Raw genomic sequence first — 23166 nt, 5'->3', positions numbered from 1 at the left:
TGGTTAGGACTGGCACGACATTCCGATTCCGCAAGAGGGCCCGCATGCGCTTCCGTACCCTGTACCTCGTCCTGTGCGGCCTGCTCCTGGGCCACGCCGCGACGGCCGCCGAACCGCCGACCGCGCCCACGCCGCCGACGCAGCCGGCCGAAGGGCCGGGCGGCGCGGACTATCGCCATGCCAGCGTGCATCAGTGGCACTTCGGCGAAGGCGCTCGCGAATACTGGGTGTTCACCCCCGAGCAACCGGTCCCCGGCAACGCTCCGCTGGTGATCTTCCTGCACGGCTGGAGCGTGATGCAGCCGGACCTCTACCGCGCCTGGATCGACCATATCGTCCGCCGCGGCATGGTGGTGGTCTACCCGCGCTACCAGCCGGACCTGAAGACGCCCAACGCAGACTTCCTCGACAATGCCGCCGGCGCCCTCGGCGACGCCCTCAGGCGCCTGCAGGCCGGCGAGCTGGGGGTGCGCCCGCGGCTGAACCAGGTCGCCTACCTCGGCCACTCCGCCGGCGGACTGCTCGCCGCCAACCTGGCGGCCGCCAGCGAACGCCTGAAGCTGCCGGCGGCGAAGGCGCTGATGGTGGTCGAGCCCGGCAAGAGCCAGGGCAAGCGCTGGGACGGCGTGGCCCAGGAACGCCTGTCGGGGCTGGCCAAGGGCACCCTGCTGCTGGCGGTCTGCGGCGACGAGGACAGCCACGTGGCCTGCACCGACGCCAAGCGCATCTACCGCCAGAGCCGGCACATTCCGCCCAGCGACAAGAACCTGCTGCTGCTGCGCAGCGATCGCCACGGCGCTCCGCCGCTGCTGGCCAACCACGCGGCACCCACCGCGCCGGTATTCGGCCCGCAGTATCCGAAGGAAGAAGACAGCGACTGGTTGCTCGACCGCGTCGAGAAGCGCCTCGAAGTCCAGCAGGCCGAAGGCCGCTATACCGGCCACGACCCGCTGGTGATCGACGCCCTCGACTGGTACGGCACCTGGAAGCTGTTCGATGGCCTCACCGACGCGGCGTTCTACAACCGCAACCGCCAGTACGCCCTGGGCGCTACGCCGGAGCAGACCGGCATGGGCCAGTGGAGCGACGGCACCCCGGTGAAGCCGATCAAGGTGCTCAAGTAGGCGCGGGCAACGCCCGCGGCGAACCAGGCACAGCGTCCCATCCGTCATGCGAACAGATACCATGCATATCCACGTACTCGTCGTCGAAGACAACTTCGATCTCGCCGGCACCGTCATCGACTACCTCGAGGCCGCCGGGGTGGTCTGCGATCACGCCCGCGACGGCCAGGCCGGCCTCAACCTGGCGCGCGCCAACCGCTACGACGTGATCCTGCTGGACATCATGCTGCCGCGCATCAACGGCCGGCAGGTCTGTCGCCAGCTACGCGAAGCCGGCCTGCAGACCCCGGTACTCATGCTCACCGCCCTGGATACCCTGCAGGACAAGCTCGACGGCTTCGACGCCGGCGCCGACGACTACCTGCTCAAGCCCTTCGAACTGCCGGAGCTGCTGGTCCGCCTGCAAGCCCTCAGCCGGCGCCGCAGCGGCCAGGCCCAGCGCCTGCAGGTCGACGACCTGGTGATGGACCTCGACAGCCGCCAGGCCAGCCGCGGCGGCACGCCCCTGGCGCTGTCCCCCACCGCCTGGAAGATCCTTGAGTGCCTGATGCGCGCCAGCCCCGCGCTGGTCACCCGCGAGCAGCTGGGGCGCAGCGTCTGGGGCGACGAACCGCCGGAAAGCAACACCCTCAACGTGCACATGCACCACCTGCGCAGCACCGTCGACAAGGGGTTCGCCACCCCTCTGATCCATACCCTGCACAGCGTCGGCTTCCAGCTGGAGCGCAAATGAAACGCGGCCTGAGCCTGATCCCCATCGTCGGCGGCGGCGTCACCCTGATCCTCGCCGGGGTGTTGCTGGTCTACACGCGCATGCTCGGCGACTACGGCGAGACCGGCGCCCTCTACCTGCTCAGCATGATGATGGAAGAGGAAGGGCTGTACTTCGCCCAGCGCTACCAGGAAGACCCGGCTACGCCGGCGCCGGACAGCTACTACTTCAAGGGCAGCGTCGGCACCGCGGGGCTGCCGCCGAAACTCAGGGAGATGCTCGACACCCCGCCCTACAAGAGCATCGGCGCCATGCAACTGCTCGGCAACTGGGACGACGATGACGAAGAGGAGGATGACGACGCGCCCAGCGACGATGCCTACGTGGTGGTCCGCCAGCCACTGGCCGACGGCAAGACGCTCTACCTCTACGACAACGACGCCGCCGGCAGCATCGACACGCCGCTGTCCGACGCCATCATCGACGCCCGCGTCAGGCAGACCTGGATCGTCACCCTATCGGTCACCCTGCCTTCGCTGGCCGCCGTCGGCCTGCTGGTCTGGTTCATCGTCGCGCCGTTGCGCAAGCTGACGCGCTGGTCGATGACCCTCGACGACCTCGCCCCGGACAGCCAGCGGCCGCGCTTCAACTACCGCGAACTCAACGTGCTGGCGGATACCCTGTGGAACAGCGTGACCCGGATCAAGGACTTCAGCCAGCGCGAGGAGCGCTTCCTGCGCTACGCCAGCCATGAGCTGCGCACCCCGCTGGCGGTGATCGGCATGAACCTGGAGTTGCTCGACCAACCCGGCCGCGCGCCCTCCCCGCATGCCTTGCAACGCATCCGCCGCTCGGCGCTGGGCATGCAGCAGATGACCGAGACCCTGCTCTGGCTCAGCCGCGAGAGCGGCGAACTGCGCGACGACGGACACATCGAGGTCGGCCGCCTGCTGGAGGAACTGCTCGAGGAACAGCAGGCGCTGAGCCAGCGCCGCGGCCTGACCTTCCACCTCGACGTGGAGCCACACAGCCTGCCGCAGACCCGCGCACGGATCATCATCGGCAACCTGCTGCGCAACGCCCTGCAGTACAGCGACGAGGGCGTGGTGGAAATCGTCGTGCGCGACCGCAGCCTGCTGATCAGCAACCCCATCGGTGCGGCCCAGGGGACGGAGGAGTCGATGGCGTTCGGTTATGGCCTGGGCCTCGACCTGGTCCAGCGCCTGTGCCAGAAGAGCGGCTGGCGCCTGCATTACAGCAGCGACGAGCAGCGCTTCCGCTGCGAGCTGCTGTTCCCCGCCACGCCGGACTGAAGCGCGACGGCCTTCCTCCGCACAAAAAAACCGCGGCCTGGGCCGCGGTCTTGGCGGGGCTCGGCGCGACTCAGTGAGCGAACACCGAGGCCTTCCTGGCCTGCAGCTTGGCCGGGTTGATCAGGAAACGCGCCAGGGCCGGCAGCAGCCAGAGGGCGCCGAACATGTTCCAGAGCAGCATGAAGGTCAGCATCAGGCCCATGTCGGCCTGGAACTTGATCGCCGAGAAGATCCAGGTGGCCACGCCGATCGCCAGGCACAGGCCGGTGAACAGCACCGCCTTGCCGGTGGAGCGGAGGGTCTCGTAGTAGGCCTCCTGCAACGGCAGGCCCATGCGCAGGAAAGACTCCAGGCGGGTGTAGATGTAGATCCCGTAGTCCACCCCGATGCCGACGCCGAGGGCGATCACCGGCAGGGTCGCGACCTTCACGCCGATGCCCAGCGCCGCCATCAGCGCGTTGCCGAGAACCGAGGTGAGGATCAGCGGCAGGACGATGCAGAGGGTCGCGGCAAAGGAACGGAAGGTGATCATGCACATGGCCGCCACGCAGATGTACACCAGCACCAGGATGATCAGTTCGGACTGCTTGATCACCTCGTTGGTGGCGGCCTCGATCCCGGCGTTGCCGGCGGCCAGCTGGAACTGCAGGTCGTCCTTGTCGTTCTCCGCGGCGAAGGCCTGCACCGCCGCCACCGCGCGGTCGAGGGTCTCGGCCTTGTGGTCGTTGAGGAAGACCAGCAGCGGCGCCAGCGAGCAGTCGGTGTTGTAGAGACCGTCGGCACGGGCGATGGAGTTGTTCAGCACGTCCTGGTTGCGCGACAGGGTCTCCCATTTCAGGTTGCCTTCGTTCATCCCCTTGATCACCTGCTTGGACACGGTGACCATCGAGATCGCCGACTGCACGCCCTCGGTGTTCTCCAGCTTCCAGGCCAGCTCGTCCATGGCCGCCAGGGCCTGGTGGGTGGAGCAGCCTTCCGGGGAGGTCTTGACCATCACCACCAGCACGTCCGAACTGGTCGAGTAATTGCGGATGATGAAGTCGTTGTCGAGGTTGTAGCGCGAGTCGGGACGCAGTTCCGGCGCGCCCTGGTCGAGGTCGCCGATCTTCAGGTGCTTGCCATACCAGAGGCCGCCGCCGAGCATCAGCAGGGCGATGGCGATGGACACCGGGGCCACCTTCGGGCTGGCGAAGTTCGACAGCAGGCGCCAGAACGGGTGCTCGCGCACCGCGTCATCCTTGCTGCGCTGCACCGCCTTCTTGCTGATGCCGATGTAGGAGATCGCCACGGGCAGCAGGATCAGGTTGGTGAAGACGATCACCGCCACGCCGATCGAGGCGCCGATGGCCAGCTCGCGGATCACCCCGATGTCGATCACCAGCAGGGTGATGAAGCCGACGGCGTCGGCGAGGATCGCGATCATCCCCGGCAGGAACAGTTGGCGGAAGGTCAGCCGCGCCGCCATCAGCGCATTGTCGGCGCCGCTGGACTGCAAGGCGATGCCATTGATCTTCTGCACGCCGTGGGAAATACCGATGGCGAAGATCAGGAACGGCACCAGCATCGAATAGGGATCGAGGCCGAAACCGACCAGGTTGAGCAGGCCGAGCTGCCAGAGCACCGCGACCAGGGTGGTGATCAGCACGGCGATGGTGCTGCGGATGCACTTGGTGAACCAGTACAGCAGGACCAGGGTGATCAGCAGGCAGATACCGAAGAAGCCGACCACCATCACCAGCCCGTCGATCAGGTCGCCGACCTTCTTCGCGAAGCCGACGATGTGCACCTTCACGTTGGGGTTCTGCAACTGGTACTTGTCGCGGATCTTCTCTTCCAGCTCATGGGAGAACTGGCGGTAGTCGAGCTTGATCAGTTCGCTCTGGTTCTTCGGGTTCGGGTACATCTCCAGCAGCGGTACGTCGACGATGCTCGACTTGAAGTTGTTCGCCACCAGGCGGCCGATCTGCCCGGACTTGAGCACGTTGTTGCGCAGTTCCTCCAGCGCCCGCGGCGAACCGTCGTAGGTCTGCGGGATCACCTCGCCGCCGGCGAAGCCTTCCTCGGTCACTTCGGTCCAGCGCACGCTGGGGCTCCACAACGACTTCAGGCCGGAACGGTCGACGCCGGGGATGTAGAACACCTCGTCATGGATCTGCCGGAGCGTCTCCATGTACTCCTTGGTGAAGATGTCGCCGTTCACCGCCTCCACCGAGATGCGCACGGTGTTGCCGAGGTTGGCCAGGTCGTTGCGGTGCTCGAGCATTTTCTGGATGAACGGGTGCTCCAGCGGGATCATCTTCTCGAAGCTGGTGGACGGCCGCACCTGGGTGGCCTGGTAGAACAGGAAGACGCTGACCAGCAGGCAGAGGAAGATCACCACCGGCCGGTTGTTGAAGATCAGGCGTTCGAGCAGGCTCGCCTTGTTTTGCTGATGCTGGTTCATGGCACTCATGCGACCCCCGCCTTATTGTTGTTGTTCGAGCGCGGCACCGTTCGCCGCAGCGAGGTGCACGCCGCCCTGGCCGACCAGGATCAGGTGGCCGTCGCCGGTGGCGCTGACGCCGGCCAGGGACAGCCGGTCGGGACGGTTGAACACGCTGAAGCTGCGCCCGCCGTCGGTGCTTTCGAGGACACTGCCGCCGTGGCCGACCACGACGATACGCCCGTCCGCCAGCAGCGCGCCGTCGGAGAGACCGAATTCCAGGTCGCCGGACGCCGCCTTCAGCGGTATCTCTTCCCAGCTGTCGCCGAAATCGGCGGAGCGGAACAGGTGGCCGCGCAGGCCGTAGACCAGCACGCCGCCCGCATCGGCGGTACCGATGGCGCCGAACAGCGAGCCCTCGTAGGGGCCTTCGAGTTTTTCCCAGGTGGCGCCCCAGTCCTTCGAGCGGAACAGGCTGCCGGCTTCGCCGACCACCAGCAGGCCGTTGTCCTTGACCGCGGCGATGGCGTTGAGGTGGAACTGGTCCTCGTTGTCCAGGCGCTCGCTGACGTCTTCCCAGTGCTGGCCGCCGTCGCGGGTCTCCAGCAGCGCGCCATAGGCACCGACGGCCAGGCCGTGCTGTTCGTCGGCGAACCAGATGTCCAGCAACGGCGCTTCGCGGCCGAGGTCCTCGAACTGCCTGGCCCAGGTGCTGCCGGCGTCGTCGCTGACGAGGATCTGCGCATCGTGCCCGACCGCCCAGCCCTTGCGCTCGTTGACGAAGAACACCGAGGTGAGCAACTGGCGGGTCGGCACCTTGGCCTGGGTCCAGGTCTTGCCGTCGTCGTCGGAGAGCAGGATATGCCCACGGTCGCCGACCGCGACCAGCCGCTTGCCGGCATGGGCGACGCTGAGCAGCAGGCTGCTGGCGGCCTTCGGCGACTCCACGGCGAATTGCGGCGGCGCGGCGGTTGGCGTCGACTCGGCCAGGACCGGGGTGGCGGCGAAGGTCAGAAGAGAAAGTGCCCCGAGAAACGACAGGGCCCTGCTGGCCAGGGGCGATCTGGAAGGAATGGCCGGATGCCGCGAAGCGTCCGCGGTTTGGCCGGGCGAAGTGCGCCACGTCATGGGCTCACGCATGGATACCGTCCCCGTTGTTGTTATTAGTGGTTCGTGGTGAGCGTTATATAGCCAGCGTTTGGCGACGGAGACAATTGAAGCCACGTTATCTTTTGTTAAGCGTGTAAGCCGTCTGTAACGGGGGGATCGGCGCCGCCCTCCTCCCCGGAGGGAAGCGGTCGGCGCCGGCGAGCAGAGCGATCAGCGGGTGCCGCGGCGGCGCAGGGCCGAGGGCTTGAAGTAGGAGTCGTCCGGTATCGCCTGGGTGAAGTCGATGGTACCCGGCTCCTCGTTGTCCAGGTTCTGCACGTGGTAGCGACGCGCCTGCAGGTCGTGAAACACGTCCAGCGCGCTCCAGGTGTACGGCAGGTCGTAGAAGTTCTTCAGGTAGGCCATCGACACCCGCCACAGTTCGCCGCGACCGTCGTACTGGTCAACCACCGCCGCGCTCCAGCTGTCCTCGTCGAGGTACAGGGTGCGCTTGGAGTAGATATGCCGCGCGCCCGGCTTCAGGGTACCTTCCACCACCCACACGCGGTGCAGCTCGTAGCGGGTGTATTGCGGATCGAGGTGGCCCGGCTTGAGCAGTTCCTCGTACTTCACCTCGGGGCTGCTGACCTTGTAGTTGTTGTAGGGAATGTAGATTTCCTTCTTGCCCAGCAGCTTCCAGTCATAGCGGTCCGGCGCGCCGTTGAACATGTCGGTGTCGTCGGCGGTGCGCAGGCCGTCGGCGGCGGCGATCGGCGTGTCGTAGGCAAGGTTCGGCGCACGCCGCACACGGCGCTGGCCGGCGTTGTAGCCCCAGGCCTGGCGCGGCTCCTTGACCTGGTCGAGGGTCTCGTGCACCAGCACCGCGCCGCCGGCCAGGCGCGCCGGGCTCTTGGTGAACGACAGGTAGTAGAACATCAGGTTGTTCAGGTCGGCGAAGCTGCCGCCCTTGAGGTAGTACTTGAACAGCGCTTCCTGCTGCGAGGTCACCAGCGAGTAGCTACCGTTGCGCTGTACCGCGACTTCCGAAGCGCGGCGCACGACATAGGTGCCGCGGTAGCGGGCGACGTGGTTCCACAGCGCCTCCACGCCGCTCTTCGGAATCGGGAACGGCACCCCGCCATAGGCGTCGGCGAACCCGTTGCCGCCGTCCAGCAGCCTGGCGCTGGTAGCATTGGCGAAGGTGTTGTCGTACAGCCACTGCGGCGCCGAGCCGGAACGGCGACTGGGGTAGACCGGCATCCGGAAGCTGTCCGGGTAGGTCTTGAACAGCGCCAGCTGGCCCGGGGTCAGGTGTTCCCTGTACTGCTCCAGGTTGGCCTTGTCGATGGTGAACAGCGGCTTGTCCGCGGCGAACGGGTCCGGGTGGTGCTGGCCCGGCTTGTAGCCGGCCGGCGCCTGGGTGATGCCGCCGGTCCAGGCGGGAATGCTGCCGGCGGCGTTGCCGGCCTTCTCCGCGCCCAGCGGGGTGAGGCTCGACTTCAGTTGCGCCGCCTCGCCGGCGGAAACGCCGGCCAGCGCGCCGCCGCTGCCCAGTGCCAGCGCCAGGGAAGCGCCGATCAGCAGGTGCTTGTTCAACATGAGGGTTCTCCGTGTGAGGTGCCGGGCGCTCGCGGCGCCCGTGTCGTTATCGGTTCGGTCAGAAGGAGTACTTCACGGTCAGGCCGATGTTGTCGCGGTCGCGGATGTTGTTGTTCTGCCCGCCGCCGTAGAACTCGGTGTACTGCAGTTCGCCTTCCAGGCTGTTCAGGTAGGTGGCCTTGATCCCCAGGGTGTAGGCCTTGCGACCTTCGATGAAGTTGCCGGTCTGGTAGGAGTTGCCTTCGAAGTCGTCCTTGTAGACCACGTAGGGCGACACGTTGACCCCGGCGAACACGTCGTTCCAGGTGCCACTGAGCAGCAGGGTGTAGCCGTAGGCGTTGCGGTTCACCTGGTCGCCACGGTCGCCGCCGGAAACGTACGAGCTGTTGCCGCGCCCGGCATAGTAGCGGGTGCTGCCGTCGTAGGCGGTGTACTTCAGGCTGCTGCCACGCAGGTGTTCCGAGGCCAGCTCGGCGACGCCGGTCAACGAGTCGAAGCTCAGCGACGGGCCGAAGTTGTAGATGGTCCCGAGGGAGGTGTTGAACGCCTCGACCCGCTCGTAGTTGTGGATCTGCCCGCCGAGGCCGACCATCTGCCCGCCGACGTTGATCTGCCCGCCGTTGGCGGCTTCCGCCGCACCGTGGGCGAGGTCGCCGATCAGGTCGTTGGTGGCGGCGATGCCGATCGGCAGGTTCGGCCGATAGGCCAGCTCGCCGAACACCGAGGCGTCGCCCACCGTGGTGTTGAAGCTGAAGCCGTACATGCGGATGTCTTCGGCGAACTCGCGGCGGGCATTGATGTTGCCCATCACGTCGGCGGTCACCAGGCCGTTGGCCAGGGCTTCGGCGAGGTTGCCGGCGATCGGCCGCAGGGTGTTGGCCAGCGCCGCCAGGTCGGCCCCGGCATAGTCGCCGATGTCGGCGTACAGGGTCGGCTCCTTGGAGTGGTAGTTGACGAAGTAGAAGCCGAACTCGGTGCTGTTCAGTTCCTCGGCGATGTAGCGGAAGGCCACGCCGAACTGGCCGTCGTTGCGCGCGTTGATGTCCTTGCCGATGGACGACACCTTCATCACGTTGCCGTAGGCCGGGGTCACGCCGTTGGCATAGAGGCCGGTGTTCTTCAGCGCGCCGCTGAGCAGCGGATTGTTGCCCAGCGCCTGGTACAGGCCGATGACGTTGCCGAAGCCGGGCACCGGGGTGTCCAGCGCGGTACCGGTGAAGTCGCTGTAGCCGGTGTTGCCGCCGTCGGCGAACAGGTCGGTCTCGGAGAAGAAGGTACCGACCGGGTCGAGGCGGGTTTCCTTCCAGTTCCACTGGTAGAAGGTTTCCATCGACAGGTTGTCGGTCAGGCCGATGTTGAAGCTCAGCGCTTCCACCGGCATCAGCACTTCCTTGAGCTCGGAACCGGGCAGGCGGTACTTGGCGGCGTCCACCGGGTTGGTAGTGTTGACCCCGCCACGGTAGAAGATGCCCTCGCCCCAGTTGAACACCTGGCGGCCGAAGCGCGCGCTCAGCGGCATGTTGCCGATGTCCCAGCTGCCGTAGACGTAGGCGTCGAGGATTTCCGCCTTGTGCCCGGCGATGTCGCGGGTCTGGCTGGTGAAACGGTCGTCGTGGGGATAGCTCTGGCTCGGCTGCGATGGATCGTTGTGGCTGTAGTAGTCGTTGCGCTTGTCCATGATCTGGGTGTCATAGAACGCCGTGCCGCGGATGAACACGCCATAGTTGCGCCAGGTCGCCTCCAGGTCCGAGGTGATCTTGTAGACCTCGGAAACCAGGCCGGTATCGAAGTTGCGGTTGCCGTCGTTGGTGTTGATGTCATTGTTGCTCTTGTCCTGCCCCTGCACCCGCCACAGGGTGCCGTAGGACAGTGTGGTGTCGAGCGAACCGGACACCTCGTTGTCGAGGAAGCTGAATTCGACGGCCTGGGCCTGGCCGCCCAGCAGCGGCAGCAGCCCGGCGAAGGCGAAGCCGGCCCGGGCCGGCGCGGAGCGCAGCCGGGGCTGGCGGTTGGGGATGTACATCGGGAACTCACTCCATGTGGTCATGCGTTGGGCGCCGCCACTGCGGGCGGTTCGCCGTTCGGCCGTTTCTCTGCGGCCTTGTTATGGGTGGTCGCGGCGTCACCGGCCTCGCATCGACGAAAGGGAACCGCGCGACGAGGCAGTGCAACCGGGATGCCAATTCAACGGAATCCTCCAGGCAATTCAATGGATTGCGAAAAAAACAGGACTTCCTGCGGGATGACTGTTCATTCACTGACCAGAAAACAGGAAGTGTCCGACAAAACGCGCCAGGCGAATTTCGCCGGTGGCGCGAAAAGTCCCTTCGCAGAGCCTGCGCAGGGAGGTTCGCGAAACACGATTAAGCGGACTCCATCAATGGAAAACAGTGAAGCGATTCCCAGAAGTAACAAAGGGCGTTACCAGCCAGTGGCCAGTAACACCCTCTTCCGGGTGAAGCTGGCGGATCAGGCCAGGCTCTTGCTCACCACTTCGTAGACGTCGCTGGACAATTCGCCGGAGGCCAGGATGCGTTCCAGCTCGCCGCGCATCAGCGCCTGCCGCGCCTCGTCGTATTTGCGCCAGCGGGTCAGCGGCACCAGCAGGCGCGAGGCGATCTGCGGGTTGAGTGCGTTGAGCACGATCACCTGGTCGGCGAGGAAGCGATAGCCGGCGCCGTCAGGACGATGGAAGTTGACCAGGTTCTGGTTGGCGAACGCGCCGATCAGCGCGCGCACCTTGTTCGGGTTCTTCAGGGTGAAGGCCGGGTGCTGCATCAGCGCCTGGACCCGCTCCAGCCCGCCCGGCAGCGGCGAGCCGGCCTGCACGCTGAACCACTGGTCCATCACCAGCGGGTCATCCTTGAAGTAATCGGCGAACATGGCCAGGGCCTTGCCCTTCTCCGCCTCGAAGCCGGAATTGACCAGCACCGCCAGGGCGGTCAGGCGCTCGGTCATGTTGTCGCAGCCTTCGTACTGCTCCAGGCAGGCGGCGAGGATTTCCTCCCGGCCCGACAGCGACAGGTAGGACAGCGCGATGTTCTGCAGGCTGCGCCGGGCTATGTGCGAGGCCTCGGCGAGGTAGGCGGTGTCGCGGGAAATCTTGCGGTTGGCCTGGTAACGCTGCCACAGCGGCTCGAACAGCGCTTCGCCGATACGCTGGCGGGCGAATTCGCGGGCGGCATGGATCGCGTCGACATCGGCGACTTCGCTGATCTCGGTGAGATAGGCCTCGCTGGGCAGCGAGAGCATCTCGGCGACCATCGCCTGGTCCAGCGCCTCGTCCGCCAGGAGGGTGCGGTAGGCCTCGATCAGGCGCGGGTCGAGTACCAGTTGCTCGCCGCGCTGGTGCTGGCCGATCAGCTCCTGCAGGACCTGCACCGAGAGCTGTTGGCCGGCCTCCCAGCGGTTGAAGCCGTCGCTGTCGTGCTGCATGAGGAACAGCAACTGGTCGCGGCTGTAGGGGAAGCTCAGTTTCACCGGCGCGGAGAAGCCGCGCAGCAGCGATGGCAGCGGCTGCTCCGGCACCTCGACGAAGACGAAGCGCTGCTCGGCCTCGGTCACCGCCAGCACGCGGTTGCCGCCCTGGGCCACGGCCTCGCCTTCCAGGCGCAGCGGAAGTTCGTGGCCCTGGCCGTCGAGCAGACCCAGCTCCAGCGGGATGACGAAGGGTTCCTTGCTCGGCTGGCCGGGAGTCGGCGGGCAGCTCTGGCGCACCGTCAGGGTGTAGCGGCGGGCGGCGGCGTCGTACTCGCCTTCCACCGCCAGGCGCGGAGTGCCGGACTGGCTGTACCAGCGCTTGAACTGGGTCAGGTCGACGCCATTGGCGTCTTCCATGGCCTTGACGAAATCGTCGCAGGTCACCGCCTGGCCGTCGTGGCGCTGGAAGTACAGGTCCGAGCCCTTGCGGAAGCCTTCGGCGCCGAGCAGGGTGTGGATCATCCGCACCACTTCCGAGCCCTTCTCGTAGACGGTCAGGGTGTAGAAGTTGGAAATCTCGATGAACGAGTCGGGGCGCACCGGATGCGCCATCGGCCCGGCGTCCTCGGCGAACTGGTTGGTGCGCAGGAAGGCGACGTCCTCGACGCGCTTGACCGTGCGCGAGTTCATGTCGGCGGAGAACTCCGAGTCGCGGAATACGGTGAAGCCTTCCTTGAGCGACAGTTGGAACCAGTCGCGGCAGGTGACCCGGTTGCCCGACCAGTTGTGGAAATACTCATGCGCCACCACGCCCTCGACCCGCTGGTGGGCGGCGTCGGTGGCGGTTTCGGCGCGGGCCAGGACGCAACTGGAGTTGAAGATGTTGAGGCCCTTGTTCTCCATCGCGCCCATGTTGAAGTCGTTGACCGCGACGATCATGAAGATGTCCAGGTCGTACTCGCGGCCGTAGACCTCCTCGTCCCAGCGCATCGACTTCTTCAGGCTGTCCATGGCGTGCTGGACCTTGTCGATGTTCTCCGGCTCGACGTAGATGCGCAGCGCCACGTCGCGCTGGCTCATGGTGCGGAAGCTGTCCTCGACGCACCAGAGGTCGCCGGCGACCAGGGCGAACAGGTAGGCCGGCTTCTTGAACGGGTCTTCCCAGGTCGCCCAGTGCCGGCCGTTGCCTTCGGAACCGCTGGCCACCGGGTTGCCGTTGGAGAGCAGCACCGGGTAGCGCTGCTGTTCGGCGCTGACGGTGGTGGTGAAGCGACTCATCACGTCGGGACGGTCGAGGTAATAGGTGATCTTGCGGAAACCCTCGGCCTCGCACTGGGTGCAGAACATCTTGCCGGACTTGTACAGGCCTTCCAGCGCGGTGTTGCTCTCCGGATGGATACGCACCGTGCTCCTGAGGACGAACTCGGCCTGCCGCGGTTGCACCCCGAGCTGCTCGTCGTCCAGTTGGTAGTCGTCCGCGCCGAGCGCCTGGCCGTCCAGTTCGAGCGCCAGCAGCTCCAGTTGCTGGCCATGCAGCAACAGCGGCGGCAGGCCGGCGCCGCGCTCGGGGTTGCGCCGCAGCTTCAACTCGGCGTGTACCAGGCTGTGGTCTTCGAACAGTTCGAACTTCAGGTGGGTCTCGTCGATCAGGTAGTCCGGCGCCTGATAGTCCTTGAGGTGGATGACTTTCGGTTGCTCGGTGCGCATGGCTTGTGGCCCTTCTGCTCAGTGATGCACGGCGATCTGGTAGGCCGTGTATTTGCGAATGTTGATCACCCCGGTGTCGAGGATCAGGTACTGGCCCTTGATACCGCGAAGCGTGCCTTCGACGATAGGCGTTTTTTCCAGGTCGAGGCTGGCGACCTTGCTCGGGTAGGCCTCGACCGGGTAGGCGATCTCGAGCGGATCGAGGTCGATAACCGGTTGGATCGCCTGCAGGCCGAAACGTTGCTGCAATTCGCGCAGGCCGTCGGCGCACTGGTCGAACAACTGCTCGCGGACTGCCGCCAGATCGACCGGCTCGGCTTCGCCCTTGAGCATGGCCCGCCAATTGGTGCGGTCGGCGACCTGGCTGCGCAGCAGGTCTTCCACCAGGCCGGACTGCTGGCGGGTGGCCACGCGCAGGATCGGCAGCGCCTGGCGCGCGCCCTGGTCGATCCAGCGGGTGGGAATCTGGCTGGCGCGGGTGATGCCGACCTTCACCCCGGAGGAGTTGGCCAGGTACACCACGTGATCGGTCATGCAGAACCGCTCGCCCCACTCCGGTTCGCGGCAGGTGCCCTGCTCGTAGTGGCACTTCTCCGGGCTGACGATGCAACTGTCGCACTGCGCCAGCCGGGTGAAGCAAGGATAGCAATAGCCCTGGCTGAAACTCTTCTTCGTCTTGCGGCCGCAATGGGTGCAGAAGATGCTGCCGAGGTACTCCAGGCGCAGCGGCCGGCCGATCAGCGGGTTCACCGCGACTTCGCGGTCGTCGAGGCGGAAGGCGTATTGCACGGGAGCATTGCTTTCCAGGCGCGCCGTCATCTTGCTCAGCGCGCCGCGGGCGATTTCTTCCATCAGTGCACGGAGTCCGACTTGAACAGGATGTTCGGGATCGGCTCGTCGGAATGCGAGGAGCAGTGCTGCGGGCCCATGTAGCCGGTGCGCTCCTCCTCGGGGAGATTCTGCAGCTCCCAGGCGATCACCGCCTGCAGGCAGAGTTCCTTCTGCTCCTGGGTCAGCTTGCGGCCGTCCGGCCACTTGCCGATCTCGATGGCCAGCTTGAGGTTCTGGTAGATCTCAGGAGTGATGTTCTCGATCGCTTGATTGAAGGACGACATGGCCGGCTCCGGTGAAAAGGCGTACCGGCCATTCTACCGGGCCGGGGCCGGCGGCGCACATCGAAGCTGCCGCAGCCCCTCGCTCAACGGCGACGCCGCGCCAGCAGGCCGCCCAGCAAACCGCTGAGGCACCCGACCAGCAACCCGCCAACGTGCGCGCCGTTGGCGATGGAGCCGAAACCGAGCAGGTCGATCACCCCGGACAGGCACACCAGCAGCCAGATCAGCATCATCGCCACGACGCCCCTGGGCAGGCGATAGGCCTGGTTCGGCGCCAGGTACTGGAAGATCCAGCAGTGCCCGAGCAGGCCATAGAGCACCCCTGACAACCCGCCGAACAGGCTGGCGCCGCTCACCGCGTACTGCACCACGTTGGACACCAGGCCGAACAGCAGGGTCAAGCCGAGCAGCATCGGGCGGCCCTGGCGGAACTCGATGCGCCGGCCCAGCTCCCAGAACCACATGGCGTTCATCGCCAGGTGCAGCCAGCCGAAGTGGATCAGCATCGGCGTGAACAGCCGCCACCATTGACCCGCCGCCAGGCTCTCGGCCAACGGCGTGAACAGCGCGTACTGGCCCTGGATTCGGAAGTCCTGGAAGGTCAGCCAGCGCATCGTCGCGAAGTTGTCGCCAAGGTAGGTGACAGCGGCGACGACGAAGGTCAGCAGCAACACCGCGGCGGTCATCGGGCTCATCCGCAGTTGCCGGACGAAACCCTGCCCCGCCGGTCGCGGCGCGGCCTCCAGGGTCGCCTGCGGATCGCCTTCGGGATAACGCCGGTACAACTCGCGGACCTGCTCGGCGAGCCGCTCGTCGGGCACCCAGAGGACCTGCTGGCCGGATTCCTCGCTGACCCGGTGCGGCACGTTCAGACGCCGCAGCAGGCCGACGAAGCCGGCCAGGTCGACCGACAGGGGAAACTTCAGGACCTGCACCGCGCTCACTCGTCAGCCTCCGGCCGCTTCACTTCGACCCAGACGAACTTGTGCCGGTCCAGGCGGGTTTCCTCATCCAGGCGGTAGGCCGCCAGCTTGCCGTACATCACCGCGCTGTAGTCCAGGCAGGCCAGGTTCGGCCGGATCGGCGCCGGCGTGCCGCGTCGCCAGTAGTGGCCGACGAACAACAGCGGTTCGTCGGCGCCGTAGGTCAGCAGGCTGGACTTCTGCTCCTCGCTGAGCGGCTCGCGGGCGATCGCTTCGGGCAACGCGTCGGGCTGGAAGACGATATCGCCGTAGGTGCGCGGCGCCTCGTCCTCGACCCAGAACTTGGTGCGGAAGAAGGCGCGCGTATAGCCATCGCTGCTGGTCAGGGTGGCACCGTGCGGCAGGCGCATGTCGGTGCCGCGCAGCAGACGGTTGCAGGCCAGGTCGGCGAAGCTGCCGGGCTCCGCCGACTCCTGCAGGAAGGCTTCGCTGATCCGCCCGTCGGGGAACTGCCGGCGCAGGGTCGCGATCAGCTCGCCGTCCCAGCAGGCATGGACCATGCGGAAGCGCCCGGCATCGAGGAACAGCGGCAGTTGCTGGAACCAGCCGAGGAAGTCGCGCCAGTCGGCGTCGTGGCCCTCGAACTGCTCGAGGGTCTCCTTGATCAGCCGGGCATGCCGCGGCGTATGCTCGCGGACGTACTGGCGGCCGCTGCCGGGCGCCGCCGGGGTGCTCCAGCCGAGCGCGTTGAATTCGTGGTTGCCCATGATGCACAGCGCCTCGCCGGCGTCGACCATCGCGTGCACCCGGTGCAGGGCCTCGCGGATGCGCGGGCCGCGGTCGACGATGTCGCCGAGGAACAGCGCCTGGCGCCGCGGATGGCGCCAGACGCCGCCCTGCAGGCGGTAGCCGAGCAGGTCGAGGAGGCGGTCCAGGGTATGCGCGCAGCCGTGGACATCGCCGATCAGGTCGTAGCCACGTCCGGGGTCGAGTTGCATCAGTCGCCTCCGCCCAGGCGGCTGCCCCAGCCGAGCTTGGTCCGGCAGATCTCGTAGTAGTTGTGGTCGATGGGGTGGATCAGGCGCAGCTTCTGCGGCTTCTTGCTGATCGTCACGGTATCGCCGGGGGCGCAGGTGAAATGGTTCTGCCCGTCGCAGGAGACCTGCGGGTAGATCTGCATGTTCGGCGACACGACGATCTTCAGCTCGCTGTTGCCGTCCACCACGATCGGGCGGCTGGAAAGCATGTGCGGGTACATCGGCACGATGACGATGGCATCCAGCTTCGGATGCATGATCGGACCGCCGGCGGACAGCGCGTAGGCGGTGGAACCGGTGGGCGTGGCGACGATCAGGCCGTCGGCCTTCTGGCTGCAGACGAACTGGCCGTCGATATACAGCTCGAACTCGATCATCCGGGTCGACTTGCCCGGGTGCAGGACCACGTCGTTGAGCGCATCGCCCTGCCCCATCGAGTCGATACCGCGACGCACCTGGGCATCGAGGAGGAAGCGGCTCTCGACGATGTACTGGCCGTCCAGCACCTCGCCGACCTTGGCCTCCAGTTCATCCGGGCGGATGTCGGTGAGGAAGCCCAGGCTGCCGCGGTTGATCCCCAGCACCGGCACCTTGTGCCGGGCCAGCGCGCGGGCCGCGCCGAGCATGCTGCCATCGCCGCCGACCACCACCACCAGGTCGCAGATCTCGCCCATGATCTTCCGCGAGCAGGTCTGCAGGCCGTGTCCGGGCAGGACTTCGGCGATGGTGTCCTCGAGGATCACATGCAGGTGGCGATCGATCAGGAATTTCTTCAGCCGGCGAATGGTGTCCAGCACCTGGGTGCTGCCGAGGCGGCCGATGATGCCGATATTGCGAAAGGGTTCCATGCGGTTCCTGCGAAAAGCTGGCGGGCGGGATAGAGCGGATTATGGGCGAAAGCCGCGGACAGCGGCAAACCCGCGCATGTACGGGAAATCGCCGCGAGTGGCGCAACCCGGCTAACCTCTGGGTATGACGCTGCTGACCGAATTGCTCGACGAATTGCGCCACCCGGCCGTCCGCGACCTGGCCTGGACCCTGCTCGCCCCGCCGTTGCTGCGCCGGACCCCGGAGCCGCAGCGCCATCCGCTCGCCGCCAGCCGCTGGCGCCAGGAACCGGAGCGCCTGGCCGCCTGGTTGCGCGAACAGGAGCGACAGCCGCAGCACCTCGCCGCCTGGCTCGCGCAATGGCCACGGCAGCGTCTCGGCCTGTACTACGAACATCTCTGGCAATTCGCCCTGGAACAAGCCCCGGACGTGCGCCTGATCGCCGCCAACCTGCCGGTGCGCGACGGCGGGCATACCCTTGGCGAACTCGACCTGCTGCTGCGGGACGACGACGGCATCCACCACCTGGAACTGGCGATCAAACTCTACCTGGGGCCCCAGTCCGGCCCCGGCGACTGGCTCGGGCCCGGCGGCCAGGACCGCCTGTCACGCAAGCTGGAACACCTCTGCCGACACCAGTTGCCGCTGGCGGCGACCCGCGAGGGTCGCCAGGTGCTGGCCGCCCATGGCGCCGAATCGGCCGTTTCCGCATTGTGGCTGAGCGGCTACCTGTTCCATCCCTGGCCCGGGCCGGGCAGCCTGCCCGCCGACATCGAGCCACGGCATCTGCGTGGCCGCTGGCTCCGCCAGCGCGACTGGCCGGCGTACCTGGCCAGCCTGGCCGGACCGCAGGCCGGGCAGCATTGGCTGCATCTGTCGCGCGAGCACTGGCTGGCGCCGGCCATGCGGCGGCAGGACCCGCTCGACCCACCGCGCGACGGCGCTTGCTGGAACATCGCCTTCGCCGACGAGGCACGTCCGCAAATGCTGGTAAGGGTGGTGCCGCGCGACGGCTACTGGGTAGAGGCCGAGCGCCTGTTCCTGGCCAGCGACGACTGGCCACCGGGGCTCAGCCTGTGGGGTAGCGCGCGCCAGGCCGCGGATGCCTGATCAGAGCAACGCCAGCAAACGCTCCTGCAATGCCCGGCGGCCCTGCAGGCCTCCGCTGTGCAGCGCCACCAGCCGGCTGCCGCGAGCCACCGCGCCGCTCTCCACGGCCTCGCGCAGGGCGAGCAGCAGTTTGCCGGTGTACAGCGGTTCGAGGGCGACGCCGCTGGCCGTCTCGAACTCGACGATGAACCGCGCCAACCTCCCATCGAGACAGGCGAAACCGCCACGGCTGGCGTCCAGCAGGCGATAGCCGGTATCGGCCCAGCCCGCCTCGGCAAGGGTCGCCGCGACCTGGGCGGCGACGCCGTGGTCCTCCGGCACCGCCAGCGCGCCCACCACGGGATGCCGCCCAGCCTCGCCGAGCACCAGGCCGGCCAGTGTCGTACCGGTACCGGCGGCCACCCAGATCGCGTCGTAATCGTCCCAGCCGAGCGTCGGCAACTGGGTCGCTATGCGCTCCACCAGTCCGATGCAACCGCGCGCGCCCAGCAGCCCGCCACCGCCCTCGGCGACCGGCAGCAAACCTGGGTAACGTTCCCGCCAGGGAAGCCAGAAGCCGGCGGCATGCCGCTGGCGATAGCCACCGTAGCCGAGCCAGTGCAGTTCCATGCCGAGACTGCGCAGGTCGCGCACCGTCGGCGTATCGACTTCGTGTCCGCGCAACAGGCCGACGCAACGGAAATCGAAACGCGCGCCGGCGCCGGCCAGCGCGTGCAGGTGGTTGGAGTGGGCGCCGCCGAGGCTGATCAGGCCGTCCAGCCCCTGCTCGCGGGCCAGCGCCAGGTGTGGCGCGAGCTTGAACCCCTTGTTGCCGGAGATCAGCGGATCGGCCTGGTCCAGGCGCAGCAGCGCCAGTTCGACCCCGGCCCGTTGCAGCCAGTCGAGTTCGAGACGCTGCAAGGGTGTATGCGGTGACCAGTGGGGAAACGGCAAGAAGTCAGCTCACGGTGCGCAGGCGCCCCGTGGTCTTGTGCCGGGCGCAGCAGTTGGTGTCGCCGGCGACGAAGCGCGCCGGGTTGTCGACCCGGTCGAGCGGCAGGTTGCAGCGTTCGCCGCCGGGCAGCAGCGCCTCGCAGCGCGGCTGCTGGAAGTGGTCCAGCCACTGGCGGTACTGGCTCTCGGAGACGAAGCACTTGGCCGCCGCGTAGGCCAGCGGATTGTCCTGGTAACGCGGGATGTCCTGCAAGGGGATGGTCAGGTGCCCGGCGCCGGGATGGTAGGCGACGAATACCACGCCCTGGCCGGATAGACGCTCTAGCAGTTGCTCCGGCCCCTGGGCGGCCAGACGGTCGCGCTCGGCGCGCAGCTCGGCCAGTTCCTGCTCCAGTTGCTGGTCCAGCTCGTTGCGGTAGGCCAGTTCGACGTCGCGGATCGAGACCTGCTCCTTGTAGCCGGCCACCGCCGCCGCCACCCGAGCCTCCAGTTCGTCGGCGAACTCCGAGCGCAGCAGGTCGGTCTCGTTGCGCCCCTGGTTCTCGATGAAACGCAGTTGCCGGGTCAGTTCCTCGCGGTTGCGCTGGAACTGCTCGCCCTGCTCCAGCAGACGCTGCTGCAATTCGGCGTTCTCCCGCGCCTGCCGTTCCAGGGCCTGTTGCAGGCTGAGCACTTCGCTGCGCAGGATGTCCAGTTGCCCGCGGGCGTCCTGTTCGCGCCTGGCCAGTTCCTCTTCGTGCTGCCGGGCGAGCCCGGCCAGGCGCTGCTCCTGCTGCCGGGCCAGGGCGGCGAGCTGTTGTCGCTGCTGCTTGACCAGTTGCGCCAGGCGCGCCGTCTGCTCGTCCTCCTGCTTGCGCGGAGGCTCCGCGGGCGGTGCCTTCGGGGCGGCGGGACCGGCGGCGTACCATTGCTCTTCGGCGGCCATCTGCAGCCGCTGCGGCTCCACCGCGGCAGGCTCTTCGTCCACCAGCAGGCCCAGCTGGTTGCGCCTGAGCGCGTCGCGGATGAGCACGAAATGGTTGCGTCCGGCGCTGCTCTCCGGGTCCCAGAGGTGCATCTGGTGCCAGGACACCGGGCACTGGCTGCGACAGGCCAGGCGGATCGGCCCGCCGCCCATGTCGGGGCCGCGTCCGGCGCGTTCGGCGAGGTTGCGCAGAGGCAGGTTCCAGCCGGTGTCGGCGCCGCCCTGCTCGTCGAAATCGAGATAGAAGAACACCGCCGCCCGCGCCTGCAGGCGCGGATTGATCAACACATAGGCCAGGTGCATCTGCCGGTCGGCGTATTCCGGCATGCGCACCAGGCCATCGAGCAGCGCCTCGAATTCGGGATACAGCATTTCCTTGCAGACGCCGCTGTCGTTGAAGAACAGCACGGCCTCCGCCATCTGTGGCTTTTTCTGCATGCTCATCGCTAACCCTCGAACGCCTGGCGAGGCGGCCCGCATCCGGCAGTACCCATCTGGCATGTCACCTGAAAAACAGGCGCTATCTCGTTGTTCGGGCAAGTCTAGGGGAAAAAATGTCGCGGGCAATGTGACTGGGTTGGCAGACACCCGGGCGATGCCGGACGGCCCGCCGAGCGGTAGGGGAAATTGTGAAGCGGTCGGGTTTTGAGCGGACGGAGATCACCGTGGCAGAGCGCCACCGTTCACCGAACCGGTGCACAGCGCCCCGCCGCGCCGACGAGGGCGGACAGGGGCGATACGCAGAACCTGTGCGAGCTGGAGAAAAGCCGTTTTCAACGCAGTTTCTCCGCTACGCAACAGATCGCGGAAAGGCTCTCAGAGTTCGGCGGCCAGGCGCGAACCCTGGTTGATGGCGCGCTTGGCATCCAGCTCGGCGGCGACGTCGGCGCCACCGATCAGGTGCACGCTCTGGCCGGCCGCCAGCAGGCCGTCCTGCAACTCGCGCAGCGGGTCCTGGCCGGCGCAGACGATCACGGTATCCACCGGCAGCACCTGCGGCTCGCCCTCGGCAACGCGGATATGCAGGCCGGCGTCGTCGATCCCGAGATACTCCACGGCATTCACCATCTGCACCTGCTTGTTCTTCAGGCCGGCGCGATGGATCCAGCCGGTGGTCTTGCCGAGGCCGTCGCCGACCTTGCTCTTCTTGCGTTGCAGGAGGAACACCTGGCGCGCCGCCGGATGCACCTCGGCCTTGACCCCGGCGATGCCGCCGCGGGCTTCCAGGCGAGTATCGATCCCCCACTCCTTCCAGAACGCCTCGCGCTCCAGGCTGGTGGACGGACCGGCATGGGTGATGAATTCGGAGACGTCGAAGCCGATGCCGCCGGCGCCGATCACCGCCACCTTGCCACCCACTGGCTTGCGCTCGAGGATCGCATCCAGGTAGCTGATCACCTTCGGATGCTCGATGCCGGGGATCGCCGGTGTGCGCGGAACGATGCCGGTGGCGAGGACGATCTCGTCGTAGCCGCCCGCGACCAGGTCGTCCACGTCGACCCGGCGGTTCAGGTGCAGTTCGACACCGGTGCTCTCCAGCTTGTTGCGGAAGTAGCGCAGGGTCTCGTGGAACTCTTCCTTGCCGGGAACCCGCTTGGCCACGTTGAACTGCCCGCCGATCTCGCCGGCGGCGTCGAACAGGCTGACCCGGTGCCCACGCTCGGCGGCCACGGTGGCGGCGGCCAGGCCGGCCGGGCCGGCGCCGACCACGGCGATCTTCTTCGGCCTGGTGGTGGGGATGTAGTTCAGCTCGGTTTCGTGGCAGGCGCGCGGGTTGACCAGGCAACTGGTCAGCTTGCCGCCGAAGGTGTGGTCGAGGCAGGCCTGGTTGCAGCCGATACAGGTGTTGATCCGTTCGGCGTGGCCGGCGGCGGCCTTGTTGACGAAATCCGGGTCGGCGAGGAACGGCCGGGCCATGGAGACCATGTCGGCATCGCCCTCGGCCAGGACCTTCTCCGCCACCTCGGGAGTGTTGATGCGGTTGGTGGTGATCAGCGGGATGCCGACCTCGCCGCGCAGCTTGGCGGTGACCTTGGTGAAGGCCGCGCGCGGTACCTTGGTGGCGATGGTCGGGATGCGCGCCTCGTGCCAGCCGATGCCGGTATTGATCAGGGTCGCGCCGGCCTTCTCGACGGCCTTCGCCAGCAGCACGATCTCGTCCCAGCTGCTGCCGCCCTCGACCAGGTCGAGCATCGACAGGCGATAGATGATGATGAAGTTCGGCCCCACCGCCTCGCGCACCCGGCGGACGATCTCCACCGGCAGGCGCATGCGGTTCTCGTAGCTGCCGCCCCAGCGGTCGGTGCGCTGGTTGGTGTGCTGCACGAGGAACTGGTTGATGAAGTAGCCTTCCGATCCCATGATCTCGACGCCGTCGTAGCCGGCGACCTGGGCCAGGCTGGCGCAGTTGACGAAGTCGGCGATCTGCTTCTCGATGCCTTCCTCGTCGAGTTCCTTGGGCTTGAACGGATTGATCGGCGCCTGGATCGCGCTCGGCGCCACCTGCTTCGGACTGTAGGCGTAGCGGCCGGCATGCAGGATCTGCATGCAGATCTTGCCACCCGCCTCATGCACCGCCTGGGTCACGATCCTGTGCTTCTCCGCCTCTTCCGGCGTGCTCAGCTTGGCCGCGCCGGAATACACGCCGCCCTCCTCGTTCGGGCCGATGCCGCCGGTGACCATCAGGCCGACGCCACCGCGGGCGCGTTCGGCGAAGTACGCCGCCATGCGCTCGAAGCCCTGCGGCTTCTCTTCCAGGCCAGTGTGCATGGACCCCATCAGGGTGCGGTTGCGCAGGGTGGTGAAGCCGAGGTCCAACGGGGCGAGCAGGTGCGGATAGGGAACGGCGGCGGTCATCGGGGGTCTCCACA

Annotated in this window: 17 protein-coding genes; 4 read left to right on the top strand and 13 right to left on the bottom strand. The window is 67.0% G+C overall.

Translation table 11 applies throughout. The features are described from left to right. The first annotated feature begins 44 nt into the window (after window positions 1-44). From AC1RB9_RS09615 to cprS, 3 genes are all read left to right on the top strand, one after another. Complete coding sequence (locus tag AC1RB9_RS09615) at window positions 45-1124, top strand: alpha/beta hydrolase fold domain-containing protein (RefSeq protein WP_003105002.1); 1080 nt, start codon at window positions 45-47, stop codon at window positions 1122-1124. A gap of 61 nt (window positions 1125-1185) precedes the next feature. Beyond that, window positions 1186-1857 (top strand): cationic peptide response regulator transcription factor CprR, encoded by a 672-nt coding sequence (gene cprR, locus AC1RB9_RS09610; protein ID WP_003091311.1) that lies wholly within the window; start codon window positions 1186-1188, stop codon window positions 1855-1857. Further along, window positions 1854-3149: a cationic peptide sensor histidine kinase CprS gene (gene cprS, locus AC1RB9_RS09605; protein WP_003105000.1), complete on the top strand. Its 1296-nt coding sequence runs from the start codon at window positions 1854-1856 to the stop codon at window positions 3147-3149. The genes cprR and cprS overlap by 4 nt, the downstream gene beginning before the upstream one ends. A gap of 70 nt (window positions 3150-3219) precedes the next feature. Here the strand turns inward: cprS and AC1RB9_RS09600 are convergent, their stop codons facing one another. The 10 genes from AC1RB9_RS09600 to AC1RB9_RS09555 all read right to left on the bottom strand — a co-directional run bounded on the left by AC1RB9_RS09600 (window position 3220) and on the right by AC1RB9_RS09555 (window position 17309). Then, on the bottom strand, window positions 3220-5601 hold the full coding sequence (locus tag AC1RB9_RS09600) for an efflux RND transporter permease subunit (RefSeq protein WP_003104998.1): 2382 nt from the start codon (window positions 5599-5601) through the stop codon (window positions 3220-3222). A gap of 12 nt (window positions 5602-5613) precedes the next feature. Next, window positions 5614-6711, bottom strand: coding sequence for a WD40/YVTN/BNR-like repeat-containing protein (locus AC1RB9_RS09595; RefSeq protein ID WP_004350939.1), 1098 nt, complete (start codon window positions 6709-6711; stop codon window positions 5614-5616). A gap of 180 nt (window positions 6712-6891) precedes the next feature. Beyond that, window positions 6892-8259, bottom strand: coding sequence for a DUF1329 domain-containing protein (locus AC1RB9_RS09590; protein WP_003091320.1), 1368 nt, complete (start codon window positions 8257-8259; stop codon window positions 6892-6894). Between the two features lie 58 nt (window positions 8260-8317). Beyond that, window positions 8318-10282 (bottom strand): DUF1302 domain-containing protein, encoded by a 1965-nt coding sequence (locus tag AC1RB9_RS09585; protein ID WP_003104994.1) that lies wholly within the window; start codon window positions 10280-10282, stop codon window positions 8318-8320. A gap of 446 nt (window positions 10283-10728) precedes the next feature. Then, window positions 10729-13386 (bottom strand): aminopeptidase N, encoded by a 2658-nt coding sequence (gene pepN, locus AC1RB9_RS09580; protein WP_003116455.1) that lies wholly within the window; start codon window positions 13384-13386, stop codon window positions 10729-10731. An 18-nt stretch (window positions 13387-13404) separates the two neighbouring features. Further along, window positions 13405-14238 (bottom strand): DUF2797 domain-containing protein, encoded by an 834-nt coding sequence (locus AC1RB9_RS09575; RefSeq protein ID WP_003091329.1) that lies wholly within the window; start codon window positions 14236-14238, stop codon window positions 13405-13407. Beyond that, window positions 14238-14501: a YeaC family protein gene (locus AC1RB9_RS09570; protein ID WP_003104989.1), complete on the bottom strand. Its 264-nt coding sequence runs from the start codon at window positions 14499-14501 to the stop codon at window positions 14238-14240. The genes AC1RB9_RS09575 and AC1RB9_RS09570 overlap by 1 nt, the downstream gene beginning before the upstream one ends. A gap of 83 nt (window positions 14502-14584) precedes the next feature. Further along, on the bottom strand, window positions 14585-15445 hold the full coding sequence (locus AC1RB9_RS09565) for a rhomboid family intramembrane serine protease (RefSeq protein ID WP_003104987.1): 861 nt from the start codon (window positions 15443-15445) through the stop codon (window positions 14585-14587). Next, entirely contained in the window at window positions 15442-16422 is a 981-nt protein-coding gene (locus AC1RB9_RS09560; RefSeq protein WP_003091336.1) for a metallophosphoesterase, read from the bottom strand. Before AC1RB9_RS09560 ends, AC1RB9_RS09565 begins: the two co-directional genes overlap by 4 nt. Then, window positions 16422-17309 (bottom strand): NAD(+) kinase, encoded by an 888-nt coding sequence (locus tag AC1RB9_RS09555; RefSeq protein ID WP_003091343.1) that lies wholly within the window; start codon window positions 17307-17309, stop codon window positions 16422-16424. Before AC1RB9_RS09555 ends, AC1RB9_RS09560 begins: the two co-directional genes overlap by 1 nt. A 124-nt stretch (window positions 17310-17433) precedes the next feature. On the opposite strand from AC1RB9_RS09555, the gene AC1RB9_RS09550 reads away from it, so the two are divergent. Next, window positions 17434-18399: a DUF1853 family protein gene (locus AC1RB9_RS09550; protein WP_003091344.1), complete on the top strand. Its 966-nt coding sequence runs from the start codon at window positions 17434-17436 to the stop codon at window positions 18397-18399. On the opposite strand, the gene AC1RB9_RS09545 is transcribed toward AC1RB9_RS09550, so the two are convergent. The 3 genes from AC1RB9_RS09545 to AC1RB9_RS09535 form a co-directional block, all read right to left on the bottom strand. Beyond that, a complete protein-coding gene (locus AC1RB9_RS09545; RefSeq protein ID WP_003452544.1) occupies window positions 18400-19299 on the bottom strand; it encodes a 1-aminocyclopropane-1-carboxylate deaminase/D-cysteine desulfhydrase in 900 nt (299 codons plus the stop codon). A 37-nt stretch (window positions 19300-19336) separates the two neighbouring features. After that, entirely contained in the window at window positions 19337-20776 is a 1440-nt protein-coding gene (locus AC1RB9_RS09540) for a hypothetical protein (RefSeq protein WP_003119759.1), read from the bottom strand. Window positions 20777-21112: 336 nt separating this feature from the next. After that, a complete protein-coding gene (locus AC1RB9_RS09535) occupies window positions 21113-23152 on the bottom strand; it encodes an NADPH-dependent 2,4-dienoyl-CoA reductase (RefSeq protein ID WP_003103513.1) in 2040 nt (679 codons plus the stop codon). Window positions 23153-23166 lie beyond the last annotated feature (14 nt).

It is taken from the genome of Pseudomonas sp. 20-5 (assembly GCF_056782835.1).
Note: the sequence above shows the minus strand (reverse complement) of the source record. Positions and strands in the feature narration are given on the sequence as shown.